General features: G+C 40.4%; 30 protein-coding genes. 15 read left to right on the top strand and 15 right to left on the bottom strand.

Features of this window, described 5'->3' with window-relative positions; translation table 11 throughout:
• Positions 1–30: 30 nt before the first annotated feature.
• Positions 31–360 carry a hypothetical protein gene (locus tag B1K71_RS08310; protein ID WP_077325877.1) on the bottom strand — a complete coding sequence of 110 codons (330 nt, stop codon included), beginning with the start codon at positions 358–360 and terminating at the stop codon, positions 31–33.
• A gap of 115 nt (positions 361–475) precedes the next feature.
• On the opposite strand from B1K71_RS08310, the gene B1K71_RS08305 reads away from it, so the two are divergent.
• Entirely contained in the window at positions 476–1366 is an 891-nt protein-coding gene (locus tag B1K71_RS08305) for a DMT family transporter (protein ID WP_077325875.1), read from the top strand.
• A gap of 144 nt (positions 1367–1510) precedes the next feature.
• Here the strand turns inward: B1K71_RS08305 and B1K71_RS08300 are convergent, their stop codons facing one another.
• Positions 1511–1660 carry an FbpB family small basic protein gene (locus B1K71_RS08300; RefSeq protein WP_077325873.1) on the bottom strand — a complete coding sequence of 50 codons (150 nt, stop codon included), beginning with the start codon at positions 1658–1660 and terminating at the stop codon, positions 1511–1513.
• A gap of 109 nt (positions 1661–1769) precedes the next feature.
• On the opposite strand from B1K71_RS08300, the gene B1K71_RS08295 reads away from it, so the two are divergent.
• On the top strand, positions 1770–2930 hold the full coding sequence (locus B1K71_RS08295; protein WP_077325871.1) for an aminotransferase A: 1161 nt from the start codon (positions 1770–1772) through the stop codon (positions 2928–2930).
• Positions 2931–3005: 75 nt separating this feature from the next.
• Here the strand turns inward: B1K71_RS08295 and B1K71_RS08290 are convergent, their stop codons facing one another.
• A complete protein-coding gene (locus B1K71_RS08290; RefSeq protein WP_077325869.1) occupies positions 3006–3179 on the bottom strand; it encodes an aspartyl-phosphate phosphatase Spo0E family protein in 174 nt (57 codons plus the stop codon).
• A 215-nt stretch (positions 3180–3394) separates the two neighbouring features.
• Here B1K71_RS08290 and lepB point away from each other — a divergent pair, with 215 nt between their 5' ends.
• From lepB to B1K71_RS08275, 3 genes are all read left to right on the top strand, one after another.
• Positions 3395–3925, top strand: a complete 531-nt coding sequence (lepB, locus tag B1K71_RS08285) for a signal peptidase I (protein WP_077325867.1) — start codon at positions 3395–3397, stop codon at positions 3923–3925.
• Positions 3926–4195: 270 nt separating this feature from the next.
• Entirely contained in the window at positions 4196–5410 is a 1215-nt protein-coding gene (locus B1K71_RS08280; protein WP_428848860.1) for a zinc-ribbon domain-containing protein, read from the top strand.
• Between the two features lie 32 nt (positions 5411–5442).
• The gene (locus B1K71_RS08275) at positions 5443–6582 is read left to right on the top strand and encodes a S1C family serine protease (RefSeq protein ID WP_077325863.1); all 1140 of its coding nucleotides are present in this window, start codon (positions 5443–5445) and stop codon (positions 6580–6582) included.
• Between the two features lie 209 nt (positions 6583–6791).
• Here the strand turns inward: B1K71_RS08275 and B1K71_RS08270 are convergent, their stop codons facing one another.
• The 4 genes from B1K71_RS08270 to B1K71_RS08255 all read right to left on the bottom strand — a co-directional run bounded on the left by B1K71_RS08270 (position 6792) and on the right by B1K71_RS08255 (position 11096).
• On the bottom strand, positions 6792–8153 hold the full coding sequence (locus tag B1K71_RS08270; protein ID WP_077325861.1) for a TrkH family potassium uptake protein: 1362 nt from the start codon (positions 8151–8153) through the stop codon (positions 6792–6794).
• Positions 8154–8359: 206 nt separating this feature from the next.
• Entirely contained in the window at positions 8360–8779 is a 420-nt protein-coding gene (locus tag B1K71_RS08265; protein WP_077325859.1) for a YwpF-like family protein, read from the bottom strand.
• Between the two features lie 13 nt (positions 8780–8792).
• Complete coding sequence (gene moaA, locus B1K71_RS08260) at positions 8793–9812, bottom strand: GTP 3',8-cyclase MoaA (RefSeq protein WP_077325857.1); 1020 nt, start codon at positions 9810–9812, stop codon at positions 8793–8795.
• A gap of 21 nt (positions 9813–9833) precedes the next feature.
• Positions 9834–11096: a molybdopterin molybdotransferase MoeA gene (locus B1K71_RS08255; RefSeq protein ID WP_077325855.1), complete on the bottom strand. Its 1263-nt coding sequence runs from the start codon at positions 11094–11096 to the stop codon at positions 9834–9836.
• Between the two features lie 153 nt (positions 11097–11249).
• Here B1K71_RS08255 and B1K71_RS08250 point away from each other — a divergent pair, with 153 nt between their 5' ends.
• Positions 11250–11432, top strand: coding sequence for a hypothetical protein (locus B1K71_RS08250; RefSeq protein WP_077325853.1), 183 nt, complete (start codon positions 11250–11252; stop codon positions 11430–11432).
• Between the two features lie 99 nt (positions 11433–11531).
• Positions 11532–12257: a hypothetical protein gene (locus B1K71_RS08245; protein WP_077325851.1), complete on the top strand. Its 726-nt coding sequence runs from the start codon at positions 11532–11534 to the stop codon at positions 12255–12257.
• Positions 12258–12311: 54 nt separating this feature from the next.
• Here the strand turns inward: B1K71_RS08245 and B1K71_RS08240 are convergent, their stop codons facing one another.
• A complete protein-coding gene (locus B1K71_RS08240) occupies positions 12312–12758 on the bottom strand; it encodes a hypothetical protein (RefSeq protein ID WP_077325849.1) in 447 nt (148 codons plus the stop codon).
• Between the two features lie 209 nt (positions 12759–12967).
• Between B1K71_RS08240 and B1K71_RS08235 the strand changes: the two genes are divergently transcribed.
• The 8 genes from B1K71_RS08235 (at position 12968) to B1K71_RS08200 (ending at position 17391) form a co-directional block, all read left to right on the top strand.
• Positions 12968–13174: a DUF1657 domain-containing protein gene (locus tag B1K71_RS08235; RefSeq protein ID WP_077325847.1), complete on the top strand. Its 207-nt coding sequence runs from the start codon at positions 12968–12970 to the stop codon at positions 13172–13174.
• Positions 13175–13235: 61 nt separating this feature from the next.
• Entirely contained in the window at positions 13236–13691 is a 456-nt protein-coding gene (locus B1K71_RS08230) for a YhcN/YlaJ family sporulation lipoprotein (RefSeq protein WP_077325845.1), read from the top strand.
• Positions 13692–13710: 19 nt separating this feature from the next.
• Positions 13711–14190: a stage V sporulation protein AC gene (gene spoVAC, locus B1K71_RS08225; RefSeq protein WP_077325843.1), complete on the top strand. Its 480-nt coding sequence runs from the start codon at positions 13711–13713 to the stop codon at positions 14188–14190.
• Positions 14190–15206 carry a stage V sporulation protein AD gene (spoVAD, locus tag B1K71_RS08220; RefSeq protein WP_077325841.1) on the top strand — a complete coding sequence of 339 codons (1017 nt, stop codon included), beginning with the start codon at positions 14190–14192 and terminating at the stop codon, positions 15204–15206. The genes spoVAC and spoVAD overlap by 1 nt, the downstream gene beginning before the upstream one ends.
• Positions 15203–15553, top strand: a complete 351-nt coding sequence (spoVAE, locus tag B1K71_RS08215; RefSeq protein WP_077325839.1) for a stage V sporulation protein AE — start codon at positions 15203–15205, stop codon at positions 15551–15553. Before spoVAD ends, spoVAE begins: the two co-directional genes overlap by 4 nt.
• 7 nt (positions 15554–15560) lie before the next feature.
• A complete protein-coding gene (locus B1K71_RS08210; protein WP_077325837.1) occupies positions 15561–15764 on the top strand; it encodes a DUF1657 domain-containing protein in 204 nt (67 codons plus the stop codon).
• 22 nt (positions 15765–15786) lie between these two features.
• The gene (locus B1K71_RS08205) at positions 15787–16644 is read left to right on the top strand and encodes a DUF421 domain-containing protein (RefSeq protein WP_077325835.1); all 858 of its coding nucleotides are present in this window, start codon (positions 15787–15789) and stop codon (positions 16642–16644) included.
• Positions 16645–16689: 45 nt separating this feature from the next.
• A complete protein-coding gene (locus tag B1K71_RS08200) occupies positions 16690–17391 on the top strand; it encodes a DUF421 domain-containing protein (RefSeq protein ID WP_077325833.1) in 702 nt (233 codons plus the stop codon).
• Between the two features lie 392 nt (positions 17392–17783).
• Here B1K71_RS08200 and B1K71_RS08195 read toward each other — a convergent pair whose 3' ends face one another.
• The 7 genes from B1K71_RS08195 to fdhD form a co-directional block, all read right to left on the bottom strand.
• A complete protein-coding gene (locus B1K71_RS08195) occupies positions 17784–18767 on the bottom strand; it encodes a zinc-binding dehydrogenase (protein WP_077325831.1) in 984 nt (327 codons plus the stop codon).
• Positions 18768–18809: 42 nt separating this feature from the next.
• Positions 18810–19739: an ArsA family ATPase gene (locus B1K71_RS08190; RefSeq protein ID WP_077325829.1), complete on the bottom strand. Its 930-nt coding sequence runs from the start codon at positions 19737–19739 to the stop codon at positions 18810–18812.
• 24 nt (positions 19740–19763) lie between these two features.
• The gene (locus tag B1K71_RS08185) at positions 19764–20021 is read right to left on the bottom strand and encodes a cory-CC-star protein (RefSeq protein WP_077325828.1); all 258 of its coding nucleotides are present in this window, start codon (positions 20019–20021) and stop codon (positions 19764–19766) included.
• A gap of 75 nt (positions 20022–20096) precedes the next feature.
• Positions 20097–21833, bottom strand: coding sequence for a carbon starvation CstA family protein (locus B1K71_RS08180; protein ID WP_077325826.1), 1737 nt, complete (start codon positions 21831–21833; stop codon positions 20097–20099).
• Positions 21834–22100: 267 nt separating this feature from the next.
• Entirely contained in the window at positions 22101–22568 is a 468-nt protein-coding gene (locus B1K71_RS08175) for a DUF1641 domain-containing protein (protein ID WP_077325824.1), read from the bottom strand.
• Positions 22561–25506 (bottom strand): formate dehydrogenase subunit alpha, encoded by a 2946-nt coding sequence (fdhF, locus tag B1K71_RS08170; protein ID WP_077325822.1) that lies wholly within the window; start codon positions 25504–25506, stop codon positions 22561–22563. Before fdhF ends, B1K71_RS08175 begins: the two co-directional genes overlap by 8 nt.
• 12 nt (positions 25507–25518) lie before the next feature.
• On the bottom strand, positions 25519–26331 hold the full coding sequence (gene fdhD, locus B1K71_RS08165) for a formate dehydrogenase accessory sulfurtransferase FdhD (RefSeq protein WP_077325820.1): 813 nt from the start codon (positions 26329–26331) through the stop codon (positions 25519–25521).
• Between the last annotated feature and the right edge of the window lie 104 nt (positions 26332–26435).

Raw genomic sequence — 26435 nt, 5'->3', positions numbered from 1 at the left:
ACAGTTTTTTGTCATATATAGAGTCCACCATCATACACTTCTTTTGTTTCGGGATTTTCGAAACAAATACTGTATGATATGCAACATAAACAAAAATCCGCCAAACACGGCGAGACAATGCAAAGTGGATTCCAGCAGATATACATCCAACCTTGCCGATAAAACGGTACCAAACAGAAAGATAACTAAACACGCCATACTGCTCATCAAGTACGTCAGCAATTTAATAGATTGCTTGGAAAGCACCCATTTGACACCAATCCTTACTATGATATAGCAAATTAAAATACCGCTTAAAAGAATAACATATTGTAAATCCAGCCAGTCCGGAATTTGCGCTTGCCAATTGGTCCAATTCATTGCACTCCCCTCCCTTTTCTATTAAACAATATGAACGAAACGTTTCGGTAATATACATCACATTTATTTGATATAATCATCACAAAGATTTGTTACATAAAGGGGAAATGTCTAATTGCAGCGGGCAATTATCTATATTATTCTGGGGGCGGCACTCTGGGGAACAATCGGCTGGTATGTCAAACATCTCTATGCGTTCGGTTTTACACCGATGGAAGTTGTAACATTGCGAGTTTGGACCGCTGCCATTATTCTTGTTATCTACTTATGGATTACCTCCCCTGCGAAATTACGGCTTGATTCATGGAAAGATATCAAATATTATATCGGGACCGGCATTTTTAGTATTATTTTCTTTAATTATTGCATGTTTACTGCCATTAATCTGTCCACAATTCCGGTTGCGACTGCACTGTTATATACAGGACCAGCTTTTGTTACAGTTTTTTCGTTTTTCTTTTTCAAAGAACCGCTTTCAAAGGTGAAGCTAATCGCACTGTGTGTGACCTTGTTCGGAACCGCACTGGTTGTTGGAGTAATCCCGCTGAATCCGGAAATACTCCAATTGACAAGTCTTGTATTCGGAACAGGTTCAGGAATCGGCTACGCCCTTTATAGTATTTTTAGCAAGTTGGCACTGAAGAAATACTCCAGTCTCTCGATCACAACCTTTACATTTATTGTTGCAGCTATGTCGTTAATTCCGTTTTTCCCATACAAAGAAAAAGCAGAGATGCTGCTAAATCCGGAAGTCCTCTTCTATGCATTTGGCCTTGGATTTCTGCCAACAGCAGTTGCATATATCATTTACACGTTTGGGCTGAACCGGACTGAAGCATCAAAAGCATCTATTTTAACAACAATCGAGCCTGTAGTGGCTGCACTTATAGGAATTTTTATTTTCGGGGAACCCTTTTCCGTAACGCAGATGATGGGAATGGCATGCATTATCAGCGCAGTCATTCTTATACAGGCATCTTATCGGAGAAAGGCAATTGTGCGGTGAAAATAAGATCCCTTATCGAAGCGCATCCAGGTAAAGCGTGATACTCTCGCATGCTGAGAGTTATACCGTTCGCAAAAGACGGAACAGACACGAAGCCGCTCCTTTTTGGGAATGGTTCATCTTAATCAACGTATGTTATGATAATTACGAAGATGGCCGCTTCATTTTTTTGGAGTTTTTCTCTCGTTTTTTCTCAAGACGAAGTTCAATTTGCTGTAATTGTTTTTCATCTTCCAACAGCTCTTTTTTGTTTTGTTTTACAAGTTCATCAAAACTTTGATATTTTGGGCGCATGTCCTAACATCTCCTTTATCATCGCTCATTATCTAATATACCCAATAACTTGTATGATAAATCGAAATTATTCGAACATTTTATTAAAAATTTTGAAGGAGAATTTTTCATGCGACCGTTACTTAATAAATCTGTACAAACGATTGAAATATCAGGAATCCGGAAATTCTTTAATATGGTTACTGATGAAAAAAATGTTACATCCTTAACAATTGGTCAGCCTGATTTTCACACGCCAGATCATGTAAAAGAAGCAGCAAAATATGCACTGGACCAAAACAAAACAGTATATACCCATAATGCGGGTATTCCGGAATTACGCCGAGCGATTTCCAGTTATTACGAAAACAGCTATGGACTGGACTATTATCCTGATTCGGAAATCATTGTCACAACCGGGGCATCACAGGCAATTGATATTACGCTACGGACCATTCTGAATGCTGGCGATGAAGTAATTCTGCCGGCACCGATTTATCCCGGTTATGAACCGCTCATTCGTCTTGCCGGGGCTCAAGTCGTATATGTCGATACTACAGGGGACAATTTTAAATTAACCAAGGAAACGTTGCGACAGCATATTACGGAGAACACAAAATGTGTTGTTCTCCCCTACCCTTCCAATCCAACCGGTGCTTCTTTTACCAAAGAAGAGTTCCAGCAACTGGTACCGGAATTGCGGAAACGGAATATTTTCGTTTTAGCAGATGAAATATACAGTGAGCTGGTATACGATCGAAAGCATATATCCATTGCAGGTTTTAAAGGAATGAAAGACAAAACAATTATCATAAACGGCTTGTCTAAATCACATGCGATGACAGGTTTCCGGATCGGCTATGCATTGGCACCTTCCTGGCTTGCCAAGGAAATGCTTAAGGTACACCAATATAATGTTTCCTGTGCCTCGTCAATTAGCCAGTATGCAGCCTTGGAGGCATTGACAAACGGCAGTAATGATCCTTCGGCAATGCGTGATGCTTACGTGAAAAGACGTGATTACGTGTATGAGCGTCTTCAATCCATGGGATTACAGGTTAATCTGCCGGATGGAGCTTTTTATTTTTTCCCGCAATTTGATCAGCTGGGGTTATCTTCATTTCAATTGGGGCTGGACTTGGTTCGGAAGGGTAAAGTAGCATTAGTTCCCGGAGATGCCTTTTCTCCAATTGGCGAAGGATACATGCGTCTATCTTATGCATATGATATGAAAACGATAAGAGAAGGATTGGACAGGCTGGAAGTTTTTTTAACTGATTTGAAGGCATAAACATTTATAGTTGAAGAATACGACTAAAGCATTTATAACCGGGGGCGAAAACGTCCTCAACAATAAAACCAGTCGTCAATCTTTATGATGCATAGGTTGTTTTATTTCATTATAGCGGTTTAACAGCTTATCCAATTCCTGACTGATTTCTACGGACTCATTACTGGAAAATCCTTCTTGTAAGGCTACATCAGTCATTTTCTTGCGCAAAAGTTCAATATTATTAAGAAGTTTGTCTGCAGCACACATAACCGTAACTAGAGTACCTCCTTTAGTTAAACTTATTTTACTGTAGCAGATTGATTCCATTATTACAAGTTTTGTAAATTTTTACATTTGCCGTACTTGAGATCATCAGGCAAAACACAGAAACTGGTACAGAATCAAATAATATATCTCGAAAGCAATTTCACGATTATGTTATGATAAAATTAGCTGATTAGCTTTTGGAAAGGATGTCATAATTGGCTGAAGAAACTGCTAAGAAAAAAAATCAATGGTTGGAATGGTTAAAAGCCATACTGATTGCGGTTATCCTTGCATTCCTGCTTCGATCATTTGTTTTTGCAACTTCAATTGTCGAAGGTGAAAGTATGGAACCTACCCTTGAAGACGGCGAAACCATTCTGTTTAATAAATTTGTTTACCTGACTGGTGAACCTGAACGTGGAGATATCGTAATTATTGATAGACCGATTAAAAATTATGTGAAGCGGATTATTGCATTGCCTGGAGAGACGATTGAAGTAAAAAATCATGTCTTGTATATTGATGGTAAAAAATATGAGGAGACGTTTATTTCAGAGGAAGCGCGAAACCACACCGGTAACTTCGGACCATATACCGTTCCGGAAAATGAATATTTTGTGATGGGAGACAATCGTGAAATAAGTATGGACAGCCGAAATGGACTTGGATTCATTCAAGAAGATACGATCATTGGCAGATCGGAATTCATCGTCTTCCCATTTGATGAATGGACTTCCACTAATTAAAATTTCGGGTCAGACACCATTTAACGTCTGACCCTTTTTATTATTCATTATCAAAAATACAATATCCAATATTAAGCGCAAGCAAACCAAAGCAAACAATTCCAAACAGTATTTCCATTGCGGTATTCCCCTTTCTTATTGATTAATTATGTAATAATATGACCTATAATGTCCATTCTCTATTTTATCATACCAATTTCATCACCCTAAATAAAGCAAAAATGTGATAAAATTGTAAGAAAAGAAGCGACACTGCAGTCATAAGCTAATATGCGTTTCTCGACACTGATCAACGGCAACTTTCTGGAAAGTAGGTTTTTTACCATGCATCACTGTCCCTATTGCGGCATGAGGGTGAAAGAAGACGAATCATATTGTATAAAATGCGGTCGAAAGCTCCCCGAAGATATGCTGATGCGATTGGAAAATCGAAAGGAATTTAATAAATTCTGGTTTATACCTATCGCCACGCTTGCAATCGTACTACTATCTTCCGGAATATATTATGTATTTATGCAAAATCAGCTTGCCGATGCAAAGGATTTGTATAACAACGCTGAACAGCAAGCAATGGATGGAAACTTTAAAAAGGCACAAGACATGCTTGAAGCATCATTAGATAACAGTAATGGTTTTCATCAGGCTGAATTGGCGCTAAACTATGTCCAAAAAGGAATGGCTATTGAATCTGATATAAAGCATGCCGATACATTAATGGAAAACGAGGAATTTCAACAGGCATTGTCCCTAATCAACAAGGCTGAAAATTCCATCAAAAACTATGAGGGTGCGGCTGTTACGGAATTGGTCAATTCATTGACATCCAAGCGCAACAAAATAAAACTAGAACAACTGAAATACAAACTGAATCATGATCCGGAAATCAATGAATTGAAAACACTTGTTTGGGAAGCCGAAACCATCAAAACAGAAAAAGGAAAAAAAATAACCAAGAACATACGTAATCAAATAATTAATTATACCTATTCAAAAGCAAGTGAGCAATTAAATGGGAAACAATTTTCGGATGCAATGATTATTGTTAAAGAAGGATTGAAATATGCACCGGAATCCGAGAAACTGCAGAGTCTTAAAACCACGATTGATAAGGAAAAAATAGCGTTTGAAACTGCACAGCGTAAACGTATTGAACAGGCTATCAATACTGCTGAACAAGAACGCCAATTTAATCGGAACGAAGCGATAGAACTCGTATCCGTGTCACTTGATAATAATAAGCAAGGAAAATTGGTCGTAAAAGGAAAGGTAAAAAGCAATGCCACCGTTCCAATAAACACCATCCTTGTAGAGTACTCATTGTCAACCAAAGACGGAAACAATTTTTCATCCAATGAGGTCTATGTATACCCTGATACATTATACCCGGATGAAACCGGCAAATTTGAATTCACACATTATGATATTGAGAAACAGAATACAGCAATCAAAGTGCAAGTGGATACTATAAATTGGTATACGGATTAATCAGAAGGTAATTTCTACAACGGGGTGACATTATGAACAAAAAGCTGAAACTTCCTGTTGTTGTTTCCGTTCTGCTCCTTCTGATTGGAATTGTTATACTTTATTCCATCAACAAATCCTGGAGCGGTGAAGAAATAACGGTAAACAATCCTGGCATTAATAAAGTAGAATCTAATCCCAAGAGCCTTGATCTAAAATCTATTATTCATGAAACTGAAAAAAGTGTGGTGCAGATTGAAGGTCAAAGTGAGGATGCCACTATTACAGGTTCAGGATTTTTATACAATAATAAAGGTGATATTATAACAAACGCCCATGTGGTCAATGATGCGGAGGCAATTTACGTGAAAACCGCCAATGCCCATACATATCCTGCTGCAATTATCGGTGTCGGAAAAAAACTTGATGTTGCCGTTGTCCGGGTTCCACAACTGGCGGATCAGAGTCCATTAGACATCGCGGAAGATTCTCAGGCGGAAATTGGTGATGAAGTAATAGCACTTGGAAGTCCGCACGGGTTTCAGAACACTGTAACATTGGGCATCATTTCAGGAATGGCAAGAAATTTTTCAGTAGATGGGTTTGCTTATAATAATGTTTATCAGATTTCTGCGCAAATCACACATGGAAATAGCGGCGGTCCGCTTATAAACCGCGAAACCGGGAAAGTAATCGGAATCAATTCCGTTGGGACGGAAGACGGTACAATCGGCTTCAGTATCCCAATAGAACAAGTAATAGATAAAGTAACAAAATGGTCAAAAGAAGCAAATAGTAAAAAACTAGATTTTGCCAATGTAGATGATATTATTTCCAATTCGGATCCGGATGATCTAACGAAAAACGCGGAATATCTTGCTGACTATTTCTTTGAAAGCATCACGATCAGGGATTATGTCACAGCATACAGTTTGCTGGGAAGTTCCATGCAAACATCAACATCCTATTCGGATTTTCGTAACGGCTACATTCATATTATTGATTTGGATTATGCCAGCCTTTCCAGCAACATCACCGATGGCAACCAAGTAAAGATATCAGCTAATATTACTGTTGAAACAAAATCAACCGGCAAAAATGAATCAAAGAAACATAAACAACAATATGTCCTTACCATTGGCAGTGAAAATAATCAACTTAAAATACAGAATATAACCAGAGGAAAAAAATAAAACAAGAGGCATGGACAAACTTGTATTTTAATAAGATTAGTAATTCATTCCCAGCGCAGGAAATACACGAAGACTCCTGCGGGAAAGCGAAGACGATGAGACCCCGCAGTGAGTGGTTTCCTCACGAGGAGGCTCATCGCGAGCCCGCGGAAAGCGTAGTGTATTTCCGTAGCGATGGCATAGATTCTAATATGTACTTGCCTCTTTTTTCAGCCAATAATAATTTTTTCTTTTGGATAATGATAGTTACCGCTTTTTTTATTATTTTTAAACATAAGCAAAAATGAAATGATACCGACTCTTCCAATAAACATAAGAATCATCAGGATTATTTTAGTCGGGGCAGATAAATCACTCGTAATCCCCAGTGATAATCCGACTGTTCCAAAGGCCGAAGCTGCTTCAAACAGAACCTGGTTCAGCGAATATGGTTCCAGTATTAACATGATTAGAACAGCGCTGATTAAAATAATTCCCGCCATTAATGACACAGCAACTGCTTTCAGCAAATCCTCTTCGTATACTTCACGTCCGAAAATCCGTATACTCTTCCCCCCTCTTGCAAAGGTAACAATGAAAATAACAACTAATGCAAAGGTCGTTGTCCGAATACCACCGCCAGCACTGCTGGGCGAGGCACCAATAAACATGAGCAGCGACATAAAAAACTGATTTGACAAGGATAGTTGACTGATATCCATTGTAGAAAGTCCGGCACTTCTTGTTGTAACAGACTGGAACAATGAATAAAACAAAATTTCATGCCAGGATTTATCGGCAAAAAATCTGCCGAAATCCATTAACATAATTAAAACGGTGCCTACAATAATCAATATAAAAAATGTCAAAGTTGTAACTTTTGTAAACAAGGAAAACCGTAAATGTTTTCGTTTTTCCCCTCTTGCAAACAGGAAGCTTTTCACTTCAATTAGCACCGGATACCCAATCGCACCAAATATAATAAGAAGCATAATTATAAACTGAACAAAATAATCATCCTTGAATGGAGTTAGTGACTGTCCAGTAATATCAAACCCACCGTTTGTTGTTGCGCTGATAGTTGCAAAAAAACCATGAAAGTATGCTTCTTTTGCGGTTGGGTAATATTGCAGATAGTGCGTCCCCAGAATCAGGAAACCAAAAAATTCTATTGTCAAAATTACAATCAGAATCTGTTTAACCAGACGAACCATTCCTTCAAAAGAGGTCTGATTCTGATCGGTTTGAATTAAACGGCGTTCTCTCAATCCAATTTTTTTACCAATCAACAGCCAAATAAATGTACCAATGGCCATTACTCCAACTCCACCTAATTGGAGTATAACAGCCAGAAAGACAATACCTGTTGTGCTGAACGTGTCAGCAATGGTAACAGCAGACAATCCGGTCACACTGATTGCGCTCACTGCAGTAAACAATACATCAATCAAAGGCACTTCAATACCGTCCTGATGTGCAACAGGGAGTGCCAGTACGATGGTCGATACAATTACAGCAATAAAATAAAATAGCAGAATCAACTGGACTGGTGATAATTTATTGATCCAGTGTAATAGCGGTTTCGTCAACATAACAATACTCCTTGGTAATCCACATTGTTCAATCAACTTTATTTTAAAAACATAGTAACATTATAACAGCGCCTTAACAGAAATGCCTCCTATTTTTTGATCCTGTTAATTTAACGCCAATAATTTATGATTATAGTGCAGCGAAAACCTCAAATCAACCCGGAAAATAAAATGACCACCGATTTTTTTCGGCAGTCACCCTATTATTACTCATTCTTCAACTGTTCTTTAAATTCATCAAGCAGTTCCTCTCCCTGGTAACCCTGTTCCACCAATAATTTGAGCATATCCCAGACTTTGTCTTTCTTTCTATCAACCATTGTCCCTTTAAAAAGAACATTAATATTCGGTCCAATCTCGTTAACACCAATAATCGATGTAATAAAAGTTGCGGGCTGGTTTTCGGGTTTAGTAATCTTCACCTGAACCATCACTTCATCCCGTTCCTGCTGCAGTTCTTTAAAATATTCAAGATATTCATGCCGGATATATGCTTCAATTATCCATTGGTTCAGGTCATCTTCCCGGTTAATAATTAATCCATCCTTCAGTTCAATGCCGTACTGGGATATCTCTGACTCCTTACTTTGCAAAATATCCAGTGAATTCAGTTTGAAGGTTTTCATTCATTTCTCCCCTTTAACCGCCAATATAAGACATCTCAATTTTCCGGCGTTTTGAATGTTTTTGTTCAGCACGTTCATCGGAATATCGGTCTGTTCTTCCGCCCCACAAATCTGCCAGTATTCCAGTCAACTGTTCATCGTTTAGCTGATCACGCATTCTGTCCCGAATGTCAAAGCCTTCCGATGCAAACAAACAAGTATATAATTTACCATCGGCAGACAAACGGATACGGGTGCATGTACTGCAGAAAGTATCTGTTATGGAGGAAATCACACCAATCTCACCCCCGCCGTCCTTATAACGAAATCTGGAGGCAACCTCTCCGTAATAATTCTGTTCCGCAAGTTCAAGCGGCATTTCCTTGTGAATCGTGTTAATAATTTGCTTTTTGGAAATCACATTATTTAAATCCCATCCATTATGATTTCCGACGTCCATAAATTCAATATACCGCAGTATAACGCCTGTGTCTTTAAAATGGCGTGCCATCGGAAGAATTTGACCCTCATTCATTCCTTTTTTAACGACCGTATTAATTTTCACTTGCAGTCCCGCTTCTTGTGCCGCTTCAATACCTTTCAAAACAGGCTTTGTAACGACACCTTTCCCGTTAATTTGTTTAAATACCTCGTCTTCAATTGCATCCAGACTAATATTGACACGTTTTAACCCTGCTGCTTTAAGCTTCTTTGCCTTTTTCGGAAGCAAAATTCCATTCGTTGTCAACGCAATATCCCGGATGCCAGGGATTTCAATAAGATCTTTTATTAATCGGTCCAAATCCCTGCGCATTAAAGGTTCCCCGCCCGTTATACGGATTTTCTCCACACCGAGCGAAGCAAACGATTTAGCCAAACGGGTGATTTCCTCAAAATCAAGCAAAGCTTCTTCAGGCAAAAACACATAATCTTCGCCAAATATTTCTTTTGGCATACAATATGTACAACGTAAATTGCATTTATCAATTACAGAAATCCGAAGATCCTTAAGAACTCTGCCAAATTGATCTGTAATTGGACTATTTTGACTCACCGCAGCCACTCCCTCACTGTGTTAGTATTCCTGCTGTCCATCTTGATTGTCTAGAAGTAATACTTCGACATCATCCCCTGCCTTATATCCGCGTGTTCCCCCCGGTAAAATCATCAAACCGGTTGAATTGGCAAGCGATGTCACCACATTCGATTTATCCAGTCCGGCCGGATAGGCATGAACCCTGCCATCTTCATATGCATAATAGCAACGTACAAATCGTGTAAATGGATTTGGTTTCGGAAAATCCTTTCCAAGTACAGCTTTTATTCGTTTTTGAAATAACTTTTTATTAAATAAACAGTGCTGGATTACCGGCCGTGTGAACAATTCAAAGCCTACATAGCATGCCGAGGGGTTTCCTGACAGACCAAACAATAGTTTCCCATCACAATTTGCAACCGTTGTTACACTTCCAGGCCGCATGGCAACTTTGTTGAACAACACGTTTGCACCAAGTTTATGATAGATATCCGGCATCAGGTCAAAATCACCGACCGAAACCCCACCGGTCGTAATAAGCATGTCCACTTCTTTTAAAGCGGATCGTATTAAATCATAGCTTGGTTCAAAATCATCCGCCAATTTACCGTAATATTTACAAACACCACCAGCACGAATAATCTGGGATTCAATCATAAATGCATTGGAATTGCGGATTTTTCCCGGCTGCAATTCCTCATCAACATCAAGCAGTTCAGTTCCCGTTGCAATCACACCGACAACTGGACGCCTGGCAACACAAACCTCACTATGACCAAATGTTGCAAGTAACGCCTTTACCCCAGGGTTAATCAGTTCACCCCGGTCTACAAGCTTTGTCCCTCTAGTCACTTCTGAACCTTTTTTAATTATATTTTGACCTGCCTGCATCCGACGCTTAATAGTTATATAAGGCTTCTGGTTTTCTTCAAATGTCTGGCAGATTTCAAACATTGCGACACAATCTGCTCCTTCCGGGATTTTAGCTCCGGTCATTATGCGGGTCGCCTGCCCATTTTTCAGCTTAACAACCGGAACCTGACCGGCGCCGATATGTTCTACGACTTCAAACTGAACAGGATTATTGCGTCCGGCACCGTTTGTATCTCCCGAATTGAAAGCGAATCCATCATATGGTGATTTATCAAATGATGGAACAGGTTCATCGGCAATGATAGCTTTACCAAGTCTTCTATTGTCACAGTTATTGATAGAAACGTATTCTGTCTCCCCTTCATACTGGAATTGCAAAACACAATCGATTGCTTCATTTACCTGAATTGGCTTTCGCATCTCCACCAAACTGATCCAACCTTCCCCTTTAGAATGTATCTGTTAATTAAATTGTAACAAAAAAGACTGAAAATAGATAATTCCATCTCTGATAAAATCATGAATGTTTTACTATAAACCAGAAAGGATATATAGTAAGAAACGAATTAAGGAGAGATCCATATGACATGGATTTATGCTGTCATTATCATTGCTGTAATTATAATTCTGGTCATGTTTTTAAAATCAAAAGGACAAAACCCGAATAAAAATGCTGCTTTATCCAAAGAAGAAAAAGAAGAATTGCATGAAGATTATCTTTCCCATGGAGAAACTGAGGATCACAACAGCCAAAGAAATTTATAAAACATCACAATTGTGGTGTTTTTTTTGTATGTAATAAGGCTTTATTTCTGTCAATTTTTTAGTATAATAAATGTAATCTGAAAAAACGGAGTATTGCATATGCTGAAAAAAGTAATGTGTTTTATGCTGCTATTATTATTACTGGCTGCTTGCAGTGAGGAGCCTGTCATTGTAAAAAAAGATTCCCCGCCGGAAAACCCCGACAGTAATCCGGCAATTGTAAAAAAGCAAACGAATGTTCAGGATGAAGCAGAGAAATTTGTGGAATTTGCACTTCCGGATGAACAAATTATGATTAACCTTGAAATGGTACCTATTTTAAATGTTTACCTAAGGACATCCAAAAACAGGGAAAAAGCCATTAGAGAGATGAACCTGTCCCGAATTGAAGCAGACAGCAAAGAGCTTTATCTGTTGGAATTCTCCTGTCACAAAAAATTATGCTCCTATCTTTTGCTGGACAAATCAAAGAAAAATCAGGCATATCTGGTTGCCGATATGGCAAAATCGATGCAAATACAGTTATCTCCGGACAACGACAAAATCATGCTTCACTTTAACCGGAAACAAACGACACCTGTCCCACTATCAGATATCGTTGTTATCGATCTTAAAAATTGGGTACCACTAACCCTGGAGAACAAATCTACGGATGAACAGCTCCTCGGTTTTAAGTGGCCGCTTATTTCATCCTATTGGTTTGACAATAATACAATCGAGGTCGTTAAACCCGCAGTTCCAAAACCAACTAAATCCAATATGGATAAATGGCAACAGAACAGTGTGCCCGTAACTAAAATTCAATTCGATATCCGAACACAATAAAAATGCCAGTAACTAGAAAATGGAGCATCTAACTGCATAAGTCTTTGCCTCTTATTAATGGAACGAAAGTTTTTCCTTATGTATAATTTTCTTTTCTTCACCATTTACTGAAAATTTCGCTTGACAATATAATGTATATTTCCCTCTTTTCGGTGAATCAAAATGCTTTGGTGTCTGCGGATGATAATTGCTGTCCGATTCCAGCACATTTGATACAGTGCTGCCTGTATAATCATGATTTTTATGCCGGAAAGAAACAGATATCAATGGTGTCTGATGAATAACTTCTACTTCGTCTTCTCCAACATATTGGATAGAACGATACACCCGAAAACCTTTTTCTTCATTTTCAACACGGATGTGCATAACAAAATCATCTTTATGTATAGAAGCCGTAGCTTTTTCCGTTGTTAAATCTCCATTCGAATACCGTAAATAAAAAAAGAACAATCCTGCCATAATAATTAGAAGCACTAGAAGCACAGAAACCGGCTTTTTCAAGTTCTCTCCCCCCCTGTTCCTATATAGTAAGACGAATTTTTCAGGTCTAAAGTTTCAAAAAACCATTAAAAAGTTTCCTTATTTTGTCATGGATTCAAGATTACTGTACCCTTCTGACCAGTTAACCGAAACAAATAAAAAATAGAGCGTATAATTCAGGGCTTTTATTGAATTATAAATAATGAGGTGCATGTAAAGGAGGAAATATTGTGACAGTATCGAGTCAGGTTAAACAAACAATTGCCGGCTTAAAGAGTGCCCAGGCAAGCTTTGAACAATTTGCATTACAAACACAAAATAAAGCAGCAAAACAAATGTATGAAAATGCTGCAAAGCAAACTGAGAGCGTTCTCCAAAGTGTGGAACCACGCGTTCAGCAAATGGAAACGGAAGAACCGCAGTACAAAGGTTTTTAAATTTGTTAATTCATGGGGTTGGTATATCATGCCAACCTCCTTCAAATCGGGGGGATACATGATGAGGGTCTATCGAACCATAATCGTATTTGGATTAATCTTTTTTTTAATTGGCTGTTCAGCAACAGACAATTCAACTGGGCAAGAAGACGGGGTAAACCTATCTTATATTACAAGCAACCATAAAATCGATCAGCATGATTCCAACAGGGCGAAAAAAATGCTGCACAATCAGGATCCCATTACTTCCATCCATGCAGTCAACACAGAGAAGAAACTTTTAATCGCGATTGAAATAAAGCATCATCATCGCTTCGCATTGTCAAAAATAGAAAAGAATCTGCAAAAAAAAGTGACAAAAGCGTTTCCGAATAAGAAAGTGGAACTGTCCACTGATAAAAAAATGGTTATTGAGCTAAATCGTCTGGAAAAAGATATTGATTCAGGTAATATCAGCAAAAAAAAGTTAAACAAGAAAATTAATCAGTTGGTTACCTTAATGCATGAACAAACATAATGAAAAGAGTGATTGGAACATGGCAGATAAAAAGAAAAAAAATTTACCACCTGCCGCACAAGAATACCAGTCCTTTCAGAAGAAGCATGAAACAAAACGGCCACTTCTGAAAAATTGTCTGAAAGCCTTTTTAGTCGGTGGTTTTATATGCTTTATCGGCCAAATTATTTCAACCCTATACATCTACTTTTTTAACTTTACAGAACAGACAGCAGGTAATCCTACTGTTGCCACATTAATTTTTGTAACAATGTTTCTGACGGGGTTCGGAGTTTACGATCGCATTGGACAATTTGCCGGAGCTGGGTCAGCTGTACCAGTAACCGGGTTTGGAAATTCCGTCATTTCGGCAGCCATTGAACACCGTACAGAGGGTTTTGTACTTGGAGTTGGCGGCAATATGTTCAAGCTGGCAGGGTCTGTCATTCTGTTCGGGGTATTTGCGGCTTTCGTCATTTCATTAATCAAATTGGTACTTGTAACGTGGGGTGGATTATAATGCTTTCCGGACATCGTACATGGATTTTTGATAAGAAACCGGTCATTATTTCTTCAGGTACTGTTGGTGGCCCTTTTGAAGCGAAAGGAAACATTCCTGATGATATTGATCTGCTGCACGATAACATCTGGCTTAACCAGTCTTCTTTTGAAAAAGCTAATCAAATCATGATGGAAGAAGCCTGTCAGTATGCTGTGAAAAACAGCCCGATTGAAAAGGAACAAGTAAAATTCTTTATCAGCGGAGACTTGATTAACCAAATTACCCCGACAAGTTTTGCAGCAAAAACAATGGCGATCCCCTATTTTGGTCTGTTTAGTGCGTGTGCCACATCAATGGAGAGTCTGGCATTGTCGGCGTTTATTGTCAATGGTGATGGTGCGGACTATATTTTGAGCGGTTGCTCAAGCCATAATGCAGCAGCCGAAAAACAGTTTCGTTATCCCACCGAATATGGCGGACAAAAACCGCCAACTGCACAATGGACGGTAACAGGTGCCGGTTGTGCCCTTGTTGCAAAGGAAGGAAACGGTCCGCGGATTACATCAGCAACAATTGGAAAAGTCGTTGACATGGGCATGTCAGATCCGTTCAATATGGGCGGTGCAATGGCACCGGCAGCAGTAGATACCATTGAAACTCATTTGCGGGAACGTAATGTCGATGCGTCCTATTATGACTTAATTATCACGGGGGATCTTGGGCACATTGGACACGACACATCATTGGATTTACTTCAAAAACGGGGAATTGCTGTCACAGAGGAAAACTATAAAGACTGCGGTCTGACTATTTATCGCGAAGGACAGCCTGTGCTTGCGGGCGGAAGTGGTGCTGCATGTTCTGCAGTCGTTGTTTACGGGCATTTTCTTAAGAAAATGAAGCGCAACGAACTGAACAGAATCCTCGTTGTTGCAACAGGATCCCTGCATTCGCCATTGTCTGTTCAGCAAAAAGACTCAATCCCATGTATCGCCCATGCAGTTTCAATCGAGTCAGGAAGTGATGTACAATGATTTTTTTCTGGGCATTTGTTATTGGCGGCCTCATTTGTGTCATCGGACAAATCATGTTGGATGTTTTCAAATTCAATCCGGGATTGACACTTAGTATACTCGTTGTGGCCGGAGCGATTTTGGATGCGTTCGGATTATATGAGCCGCTTATTGATTTTGCCGGCGCAGGTGCAACTGTGCCGATTACCAATTTCGGTAATTCACTTGTTCATGGATCCATTGCTGAAGCGGAACAGCACAGTTTAATCGGAATTATAACCGGCATGTTTGAAATAACCAGTGCCGGAATCTCCTCCGCCATCATTTTCGGAATGATTGCAGCAATCATATTCCGGCCGAAAGGATAGATTTACAATGACAGTAGGTTCACAAGTAAAAGCATGTTATGCGTCTGTCAAAAGCGCAGAAGCAACACTAATGAATTTAAAGGGCAAATCCAATGATCCGCAGACACAAGAGGCATTTAAAAATGCCTATAGCATCATGAAAGACATTAAAACCGATTTGGAAAAACAAATCATCTACCTTTCTCAGGAAGAACCGCAATACAAAAACTAACACAGTAAAGGAATGATCAGATATGCCCGGATGGCTTGAAATCATTGTTCGTTCACTCAGCCTTCTGGTGGTGTTGTTTTTTATTACGAAAATGCTTGGTAAAAAACAAATGTCCCAACTCGATATATTTCAATATATTACGGGTATCGTAATCGGAAGCATTGTCGCAACACATGTCACCGATCTTAGTACACATTTCGAATATGCCCTTATTGCATTGTTGATTTGGTTCCTGGTTCCTGTAGGAGTAGAATGGCTCTCACTGCGAAGCAAACGATTCCGGAACTTTACACAAGGTAAGGGCAGCGTTTTTATTCAAAACGGGAAAATCATGGAGGATAACCTGAAAAAAGAACGTTTCAGTACAGATGACTTACTGGAACAATTACGTGACAAAAATGTTTTCAAGGTTTCCGATGTTGAATTTGCCGTAATGGAGCCGACAGGTAGACTGAATGTGCTGCCCAAAAAAGAAAACCAACCGGTTACCAATAAAGATCTTGGGTTAAAACCAGCTCCAGAAAAAGAACCACAGACAGTAATTATGGATGGAAAGGCACTGCTGGAACCGCTGACAAATGCTTCATTGAACACAAACTGGCTTGAAACCGAACTGGATAAAATGAACGTCAGCATTGAAAATGTTTTTCTTGGTCAGGTGGATTCTTCCGGTCAACTAACAATCGACTTATACGATGACATGATAAGTGTCCCAAGTCCTTCTGAAAAGCCACTGCTTCTCGCTTCCATGAAAAAATGTCAGGCAGATTTGGAGTTATTTTCAATATCCACCCAGAATGAACAGGTGAAACAAATGTATGAACGCAACAGTAAACGCATGACGAAAGCAATCCATATGGTTGAACGATATTTGCAGTAAATGGAACCATACTAGTAGAAGAAAACCAGCAAAGGAGCTAACATTATGTTCGAAAATCTGGACATCGCTGAAATGCTTGTTCGGACAACTGTAACGTTTCTGATTCTTTTGCTATTAACACGGTTAATGGGGCGTAAGCAGCTCAGTCAACTGACCTTTTTCAATTATATAACCGGGATTACGATTGGTTCCATCGCGGCCGATCTTACGAGCGAAGCTTCCACACCATTTTTCAACGGGCTGACAAGTTTGATTTGGTGGGCATTTTTAACAATTCTGATTGGTTATATTGGCCTGAAACAATCAAAAATCCGGGTAATTACAGATGGGCAGCCTGTCATTGTTATCAAAAACGGAAAAATTCTTGAGAATGAATTAAAACATATGCGGCTCAATATGGATGATCTCATAATGTTATTACGCGAACAAAACGTTCTTTCCCCACAGGATGTTGACTATGCGACTCTTGAGCCGAACGGAAAATTGGCTGTTATTCTGAAAACTGAAAATCAGCCTGCAACAAAGCAGGATACAAACAGTATCACGGTACAACCAACCTATATTCCGACCAAACTTGTATCAGATGGACATCTAATTGAAAAGAATGTTAAAAATGCAGGTATCACAAAAGAATGGCTGAAACAACAGCTGCAAGCAATGAATATTGCACTTGAGGACGTGTTTTACGTAGAAATGAAAAAAGACGGCACATTATTTGTGGATAAACGTAATGATAATATGAAATAGAGTGGCTGGGACATTACAAAACGTGTTATTAAAAAGACGAACAATTAGAGAATTAGCGTAGGAAATATACGGAGACTCCTGCGGGAAGTAAAGCCTAGATGAGACCCCGCAGTGCGACGAGCACTACTTCCACCGAATATGCTTCGAGTTGCGAGGAGTGCTGCTTCATTGAAACACTTGCAACACGACGAGCACCCAGCACGAGGAGGCTCAACAGCTGCCCGCGGTAAAGAAGACACTGCGAAAGCTTGCTTGAGCAGATGTCGCACTTATGCTCGAAAGTGAAAGCGAAGTATATTTCCGGAGCGGCTAGACGCTCCATTTTCTAATTGGTTGTTCGTTTTTTTCTTTGGATAACACACTTTTGTCCCAGCGCCTTTATATGTTTCAGGTTATTCGCTGATTCGAAGTGCAACATTTCCGAACTGACTTCCTTCAGCAAGGTGATCCATCGCCTGTTGTGCTTGATCCAGTGTAAACGCCCGATCCACAACCGGCTGAACATTATGTTTGTTAACATGATCCAGCATCGCACGAAGTTCCTGCCTGCTGCCCATTGTAGATCCAAACAACTGATACTGCCCATAGAAAAATTCACGAAGATTCAAATCAACATGATCTTCTGTAGTTGCACCGAAAACAACCATACGTCCGCCTTTTTTAAGTACATCAAGTGATCTGTTGAATGTAGCGCGTCCGACACTTTCAATGACAAGGTCAACCGTTTTACCTTTTAGTTCATTTTGCCAGTCACTATTTGTATCCAATGCCGAATTTGCTCCAAGTTCTAATGCCTGTTCCCTCTTTTTGGGGCTTCTGGAGGTAACAATCACGTTGGCACCGGCATTTTTAGCAAACTGAATTAGATAAGTGGCAACTCCACTTCCTGCCCCTGGAATAAACACAGTATCCCCTTCTTTAACATTCCCTTTTGTAAACAGTGCACGAAAGCCTGTTAAGGCAGACAATGACAACACCCCGGCCTCATCCCAATTCAAGTGTTTCGGTTTTTTTTCCACCTGCTCGGCAGTTAATACAATTTTTTCAGCAAATGTACCGTGATCCGGCATTCCTAGAATATCAAAACCTTCAGGCGGTGCATCACTATTGTCGTACCAGTGCAGCGCAGGGTTAATAATGACTTCATCTCCAACGGAAAAATCAGAAACTCCTTCTCCAACAGAATCAATCACTCCGGCACCATCTGAACCAAGAATTAACGCATCTTTTTCGGCGCCACGCCTTTTTGGAATGGACAGGTCCCGACGATTCAATCCAGCTGAACGAATCGCCACCCGGACCTGCCCATGATCTGCAAATGGATCATCCATATTTTTAAGGTGTAATTCCCCATTCTCAAGTACAAAAGCTTTCATTACCATCATCCTTTCAACAAATACTATTACAACTAAAAATTTTCAACCGCTGAAATAATTGCTAAACTCTTCCAGTTGTTCTTTACTGGTGATATCATACGAGAAAAACGGAATGTAAATTAATTCTTGTTTGGTAAATGTTTTCTTAATTAGGTCCATATATTGCGATTCGTGCACCTTCCGCTGAAGAATAAATTCCCCGTCAGCATCCTTAGGCAGTACTTTGTTAATAATCAGTGTTTTTACATGCAAATGATATTTATCAAGTAGTTCAATTGCTTTTTCTGTTTCCAAAATCGGCAATCGCTCCGGATTCATAACAAAAACAAATCCTGTTTTGGAGCCATCAAGTAAATACTCCCTTGCTTTTGAAAAGCGTTCCTGCCGTTCCTTCAATACATCATATATCGGATCCTCAATTGGCTCCCCGTCATTTAGCAATTGCGTATAATTTTCATTCGTTTTCCGGCGTTTTTGCAGCATTCCCTCAATCCAGACTCCCATTAGTTCCGGTAATGACAACAATCGGATGGTATGACCTGTTGGCGCCGTGTCGAAAACGAGTTTGTCATAATGGGCACTTTCTTCCAGAATAATGGAGATAAGCTTATCAAAGAGGGCTGCTTCATCTGCACCTGGCGAAGCTTTCGCCGTATCAAGCTGCCGGTGAACTTCTTCCACCATACTCGACTGAACAAGTCCATTCAGATTTTCTTTCACCCCTTTAATATAATGATCTGTCTCAATTTCCGGATCAATTTCAATGGCTGAAAGATTTTCTGCAATATTCCTTGTTTCGCCGCCGATTCTCTGACTGAAAATATCGCCCAGATTATGTGCTGGATCAGTTGAAATAAGTAACGTTTTATGCCCTCTCCGTGCCGAATTCCAGGCAATAGCAGCCGCGGATGTGGATTTACCTACACCACCTTTTCCTCCTACAAAAATAATCTGTTTATCAAGTACTTCCATCATAAAACTCCTTTAATCAGCGGATCAGCAGCAGCGGATTCCACTCAATGGTGATTTTTCCATCCCCATCCGCAAATGCCAGTCATGAAACCGCTCAATCATATATGGATACAATTCAAGTGTATAGTAGTACACCGGGTTCGGGATGCCGATCATCTCGGAATAAAGCAGAAGAAGAAATAAATCATCTTCATCACGCAGCTCCCTGGCAATTTCTGTCCGGTGCGGCACACTAATTACTTCCTCGTAAAATTCAATAAGCTTTTTTACCTTATCCAGCATACTTTCACCCCCGGGTTTAAATTAGAAAGGGACCACTTATGTAACAATGATCCCTTTTCATTCATCTTATATGATTTATTGTGCCTTATCAATTGGATTATCTTCATTTCCCGCAAGTGATTTAAAGGCGGTGAGGATAATCCAGATGGCAAACACAAAGATAATTGCCCCAAATACGAACAATAGTGTCGATGACTCCGATCCGAACCAGGACCATTTTAATATAACCTGCTGGAACATGGCCCAAAGCGTGACAAACATGACAAATATCATCGGAATCAATGTGATCAGGTAATTTCTGCCCTGTTTTTTCAGCCAAATGGATATAAGCAGTAAACTGATTGCCGCCAGCAGTTGGTTAGACGTTCCAAACAGCGGCCAGAGCAGATACCCGCCGGAACCGAACCCTTTTGGTCCTTCTGGCAGAAGTACCAGTGCGGCACTTGACACAACAGCGATTGAAGTAGCTACATGCGTCTTGGATAATGCCGGTACTTTATATTCAACACCGAGTTCCGAAATGATGTAACGCATCAGCCGGACCGATGTATCCAGTGACGTAGCCGCAAAACTGATGACGATAACAGATACGATTGTAGTTGCAACTTCTTCCGGAATAAACAGCCCGGTTGCAAGCTGACCGGCAGCTTCCACAAATACATTCAGCCCAGCACCGCTTGCCGCGGTAAAACTGCTATACGTATTCAGAAATTCATCCATGTTTGGAAAGAACGTAACAACTGCCAGGATTGAAACAAGGGCAAGAGCTCCTTCCCCAACTGCACCGAAATAACCTACTAATCTTGCATCGGTTTCCTTATTCAATTGTTTGGAGGATGTTCCACTGGAAACAAGCCCATGGAAACCGGAAATCGCACCGCACGCAATCGTGATAAACAGGAGCGGGAACCACGATACTTCCGTGTCCGTATGTGTCAATGGTGCCGTTATTTCGGGGTTTGTAAACAATAATCCAAGATACAGAATCAACAGTCCGACTACCAGCTGGTGTGAGTTAATGAAATCACGTGGCTGCAGCAGTTTCCAGACCGGAAGTGATGATGCAATATAAACGTATACCATAAGAATAACAATCCAGATTAAAAACGCGGTTGATACTGTACCAAGACCAAATAGTCCAGCACCATCTTCTCCACCCATGTATTTAACCAGGTCAATCTGCAGCCATTCCACTTTAGCGGCGATAACAGCGGTAAAATACATGACAAATAGAGCAATGATTGATGGAACAAGCATTTTCTTTTGTCGTTTATACACTGCAAAGCCAATCCAAACAGCAAGCGGAATCTGTATAAAGATGGACAGAACACTGGCCGGGAATGAGATGAACAGGTTGGCAATTACCCAGGCAAACACAGCGTTCACCATCAAGACAAGAATCAGGATAATAAATAGGAATAAGACCTTTGCCCGTTGATCAATCAGCCGGTTTGCAAGCGTTCCAACCGATTGACCTTTATTCCGTACCGATAATACAAGTGTTCCAAAGTCATGAACCCCTGCAGCAAAGACTGTTCCAAGAAGTACCCATAATAGCGCTGGAAGCCAGCCCCAATACACAGCAATTGCCGGACCGACAATCGGTGCTGCCCCTGCAACAGATGAAAAATGGTGACCCCACAATACAAATTTGTTCGTCGGCACAAAGTCTACACCATCTTTATATTTGTGCGCTGGTGTAACGTAATTCGGGTCAAGCCGGAAAATCTTTTCCGCTACAAATTTGGAATAAAACCGGTATCCCAAAGCAAAAACAATTAAACCAATAATCGCAACTAAAACACCACTCACTTTTCTCTACCTCCCCCGTAAAATTTCAGGGCGTCTATGTCATGATAGTCATCTTGCCCTGTTAGAAAATTATGTGAAATCAAAAGGTGTTAGTACAAGTTTATGTCACTATTCTGTTTTTAACAAGTGATAATTTTTAAAATATAAAATTTACTAGAGGTTTTCTGTCTAATGATAATAATGTAAAAACAATATATGGTCGAGAGCCATACAAAGACACAAAAATCCCCGGATGCAAACATTATCAGGCATCCGGGGATTTTCAACTTATTGTTTACCCATACCTTTCAGAAACGACAGAAGCATTGTGATACTTCGATTAATGTCCGGGTCCTTCAGGGCCTTCATCAGGTCAAAATATGTTGTTTTGCCGCCTTGTTCTGATTTTCCGGCCGCTTCCAGACCCTCATTTAATCGGCCGGCAATTGTTTTCATCTCACCCACATTAAGGTCACCGGCAAGAAACAGAAGCTGCACAATATTTTCCATTACCTTTACATATTCCGGCTTATTAAGCTCTCTCATCACATTTTCAAGTGCATCTTCTTTGTGCTTAACGAGTGCATGGCCCATGTTAAGCATTCCATTATCATGAAGTGTACCCAAAAGGTCGATCCCCTGCAGAATGGCTTCTTTATTTTTACTGATCGCCTCGACTACCTCATCCAAATTATCCTGCTGAATTTTTTCTTCCGGAATTTCCATATGCTTGATTTTTGTGATCGGCTCAGCCATTTTGTTTCACCTTACTTTCCGGGAAAATATAGTCTCTTCTGTTCCACTTTTCATCCACATTGACACTGATCTGCGGCTGGCGGTTTCCTCTGCGATAATTATTAGGCGGCAGCGGGCTTTTACCTTTTTTCTTGATTACTTCCATTTTCGCCGCTGTTTCTTTATATGCAGGTGTATTCGTGTCTTTATCAACGTTATTATCTGTTAAAAAGTTCACAGCTGTTTTACCGTTATCATTCAATGGCAGATATACTTCTTTTGCACTGACTCGGTCAGTCACATGGACCAGCCCGGTTACTTCGCCCGTATGGGAAATCAGCTTTATTTCCGCACCTTCCCGGATGCCTCGCTCTTTTGCCAGTTCAGGAGATATTTCAATAAATGCATTCGGCAATTTACTGGATATTGCTTTCGACTTATATGTCATATTGCCCTCATGAAAGTGTTCCAGCACTCGCCCATTGTTTACATGTAAATCATATTCTTCATTTGTTTCATACCGGAGTTCAAAATCAAGCGGATAAAATCGGGCTTTTTTATCTTCAAAAGGAAACCCATCAACATACAACAATGGTGTATCCGTTCCATCAGCAGCAACCGGCCATTGCAGACTGTTGTAATTGGTTAGACGTTCATAACTTACTCCCGCAAACAACGGTGCCAGTGATGCAGCCTCATCCATAATATCTGATGGGCTGTCATAATCCCAGACATACCCAAGACGCTCAGCCAAATCGGTAATGATCCGCCAGTCCGGCCGGGAATCACCAACGGGATCCAGTGCTTTGTATAATCGTTGAATACGGCGTTCCGTGTTTGTAAATGTCCCCTCTTTTTCCAAGCTTGGAACAGCAGGCAGAATAACATCTGCATACTGAGCTGTTTTCGTTAAAAATAAATCTTGTACAACAAAGAAATCCAATTGTTCAAAAGCAGCCCGGACATAATTAATATTTGCGTCAACAATTCCGGTATCCTCTCCAAGTACGTATAAGGATTTAAGGTTACCCGCATGAATCGCCTCAATCATTTCATGGTTATCCTTGCCGGGTTTCTCCGGTATATTTACTCCCCAGGAATCTTCATATCGTTTACGCACATCGTCCTCAGCCACTTTTTCATATCCGGGGAAAAAGTCCGGCATACTTCCGAAATCACTGCATCCCTGCACATTATTATGTCCACGCAATGGGTATGAACCTGTACCATTCCGCATATAATTTCCGGTAACAAGAAGCAGATTGGAAATTGCCGTACTTGTATCACTGCCAAGCTGGTGTTGTGTAACACCCATCGCCCAACAGACCGCTACCTTATCAACGCTGACAATCTGTTTTGCAATCGCTTTTAATTCTGCTTGCGGAATTCCGGTTAACTCCTCAGCATATGCCAAGGTAAATTTATTCAAACTTTCTTTGTAATCTTCAAAATCATTGACCCATTTTTCTATAAAATCCCGCTTCTCCCAGCCTTGGTCAATGATATATTTGGTTACCGCTGAAAGCCAGACCAGGTCCGTCCCGCTTTTTGGCCGATAAAATTTATCTGCTCGCTGTCCCATTTCATGTTTGCGCAGATCAAATACATACATCTTCTGTCCGAAAAGTTTTTGTGAGCGTTTAATTCGTGATGCAAGCACCGGATGTGATTCCGCTGTGTTCGACCCGATAATAATGACCAGTTCTGCTTCGGCAATGTCATCAATAGAACCGGAATCACCACCATGCCCTACTGTCCGGAACAGACCTTTTGTTGCAGGAGATTGACAATAGCGTGAACAGTTATCCACATTGTTTGTCCCAATTACTTGCCGGGCCAGTTTTTGCATAACGTACGACTCTTCATTTGTTGCTTTTGACGATGAAATAAACCCGAGTGCATCTGCACCTTTATTCTTTTTTATGTCAGAGAATCGATTAGCGACATAATTAAGTGCCTCATTCCACTCCACTTCAATAAATGAATCCTCCCGGCGAATGAGCGGTTTAGTCAAGCGCTCTTCGGAATTAACGTAATCCCAGCCGAATTTCCCTTTAATGCATGTCGAAATGCCATTTGCCGGTGACTCCTGCTGCGGTTCGACTTTCAATACTTTGCGGTCCTTTGTCCAAACATTGAACGTACAGCCCACACCGCAATATGTACAGACTGTTTTCGTTTTCTCGATCCGCTCCTCGCGCATCGCTGCTTCTGTATCAGATACAGCAAATAACGGACCATAACCCGGTTCTGTTTTTTTCGTCACTTCAATCATCGACCGGAGCAAGCCGGGACTGTGATCGGTCATATATCCAGCTTCCCCGACCATGTCTGTTTCCATCAATGCATTGCACGGACATACAGTTACACACTGCCCGCAGCTGACACAGGAAGATTGATCAATCGGAACATCGTCATCCCAGACAACACGAGGTTGTTCCCGCTGCCAATCAATTAAAAGTGTTTCGTTAACCTGAACATCCTGACAAACCTCAACACACCGTCCGCACAAAATACATTGGTCCGGATCATAACGATAAAACGGACTGGAGTTATCCACTTCATATGGCTTTGGTTCGAATGGCCGCGACTGATGCTCCAAACCAAATTCAGCAACAGTATTATGAATTTCACACGAACCATTATTATAGTCACACACAGTACAGTACAATTCATGTTTTTCCAGTATCCGGTCAAGTGCTTCCTTCTGTGATGCATTAACCTGTTCAATAGTCGTATTGACATTCATCCCTGCTTCCACTTTTGTGCCGCATGCCCGGACAATGTCTCCATTAACTTGGACCAGACAAGTATCACATGTCTGTATAGGACCGAGCGCTTCGTTATAACAGATTTGCGGGACGAATTCCCCTGTTGTATTAATCAGGTCTAATAAATTCTGTTCCTGATCAGCAAGGAACTCCTTGCCGTTAATTTTAACAATGATATGATCCTGCATGAAATCCCCTCCTTAAGTCAAAAACTGAGCATCATGATGCGATTCTTCATAGACGCGCTTTCCATGGGTATATACATTCATTCTTTGCTTTCGGACAAAACCGACAGCAGTTATCTGCAAATCATCAGCCAGTCTTAGTGCCAAATCAGTAGGTGCTGACTTTGCTATTAATATCCCAGCACCAATCTTGGAAATTTTTAAAATAACTTCTGAGGATATCCGGCCACTAAATAAAATGCATTTTTCCTTCAAAGAAATACGATTTTCCATCAGATGACCATAAAGTTTGTCCAGTGCGTTGTGACGGCCGATATCGATAGCGGAAGCAATTATACCATTTGCCGAAGCAACAGCTGCCTGATGGACACCACCTGTCCTGCCATGTATTTCTGCATTATTGTCAAATTCATCCATTAACCGATAGATCATATTGGAGGAAAATCGTACAGATGAATAAATCGTTTTCGCTGTCCCGACATCCTGTTTTAAGTAAAATTCCCTGCTTTTGCCGCAGCAGGAACCAATCCACCGCTCTGTTCGTCCAGACAACTCAACCGGAATCGACAGTTCGGCATAGGCAAACCCTTTTGCTTCATCAATCGTTAATTTTTCTATCTGATCAGAAGACCGGATAATTCCCTCTGAAGCCAGAAATCCCATAATAAGCTGTCTTATATCATCAGGTGTACACACAATGGTTGCATATTGTTCACCGTTTATTGTGACTGTAACTGCAGATTCCCGGGCAATTTCATCATATTCCGGCGTTTTTGAATGACCGTGATATTTCATTATCGGCCAATCCGACAAACTTTTATCGCCCATTGGATAACCTCCTCCCTTATGGCAAATACCCTCTCCCAAATGTTTTTAACCTAATTTTGCTTTTATTCCATCTAAATTGAATATTTAAAAAGAGAGTACTAATC

It is taken from the genome of Virgibacillus siamensis (genome assembly GCF_900162695.1).
Taxonomy (GTDB): domain Bacteria; phylum Bacillota; class Bacilli; order Bacillales; family Amphibacillaceae; genus Lentibacillus; species Lentibacillus siamensis_A.
Note: the sequence above shows the minus strand (reverse complement) of the source record. Positions and strands in the feature narration are given on the sequence as shown.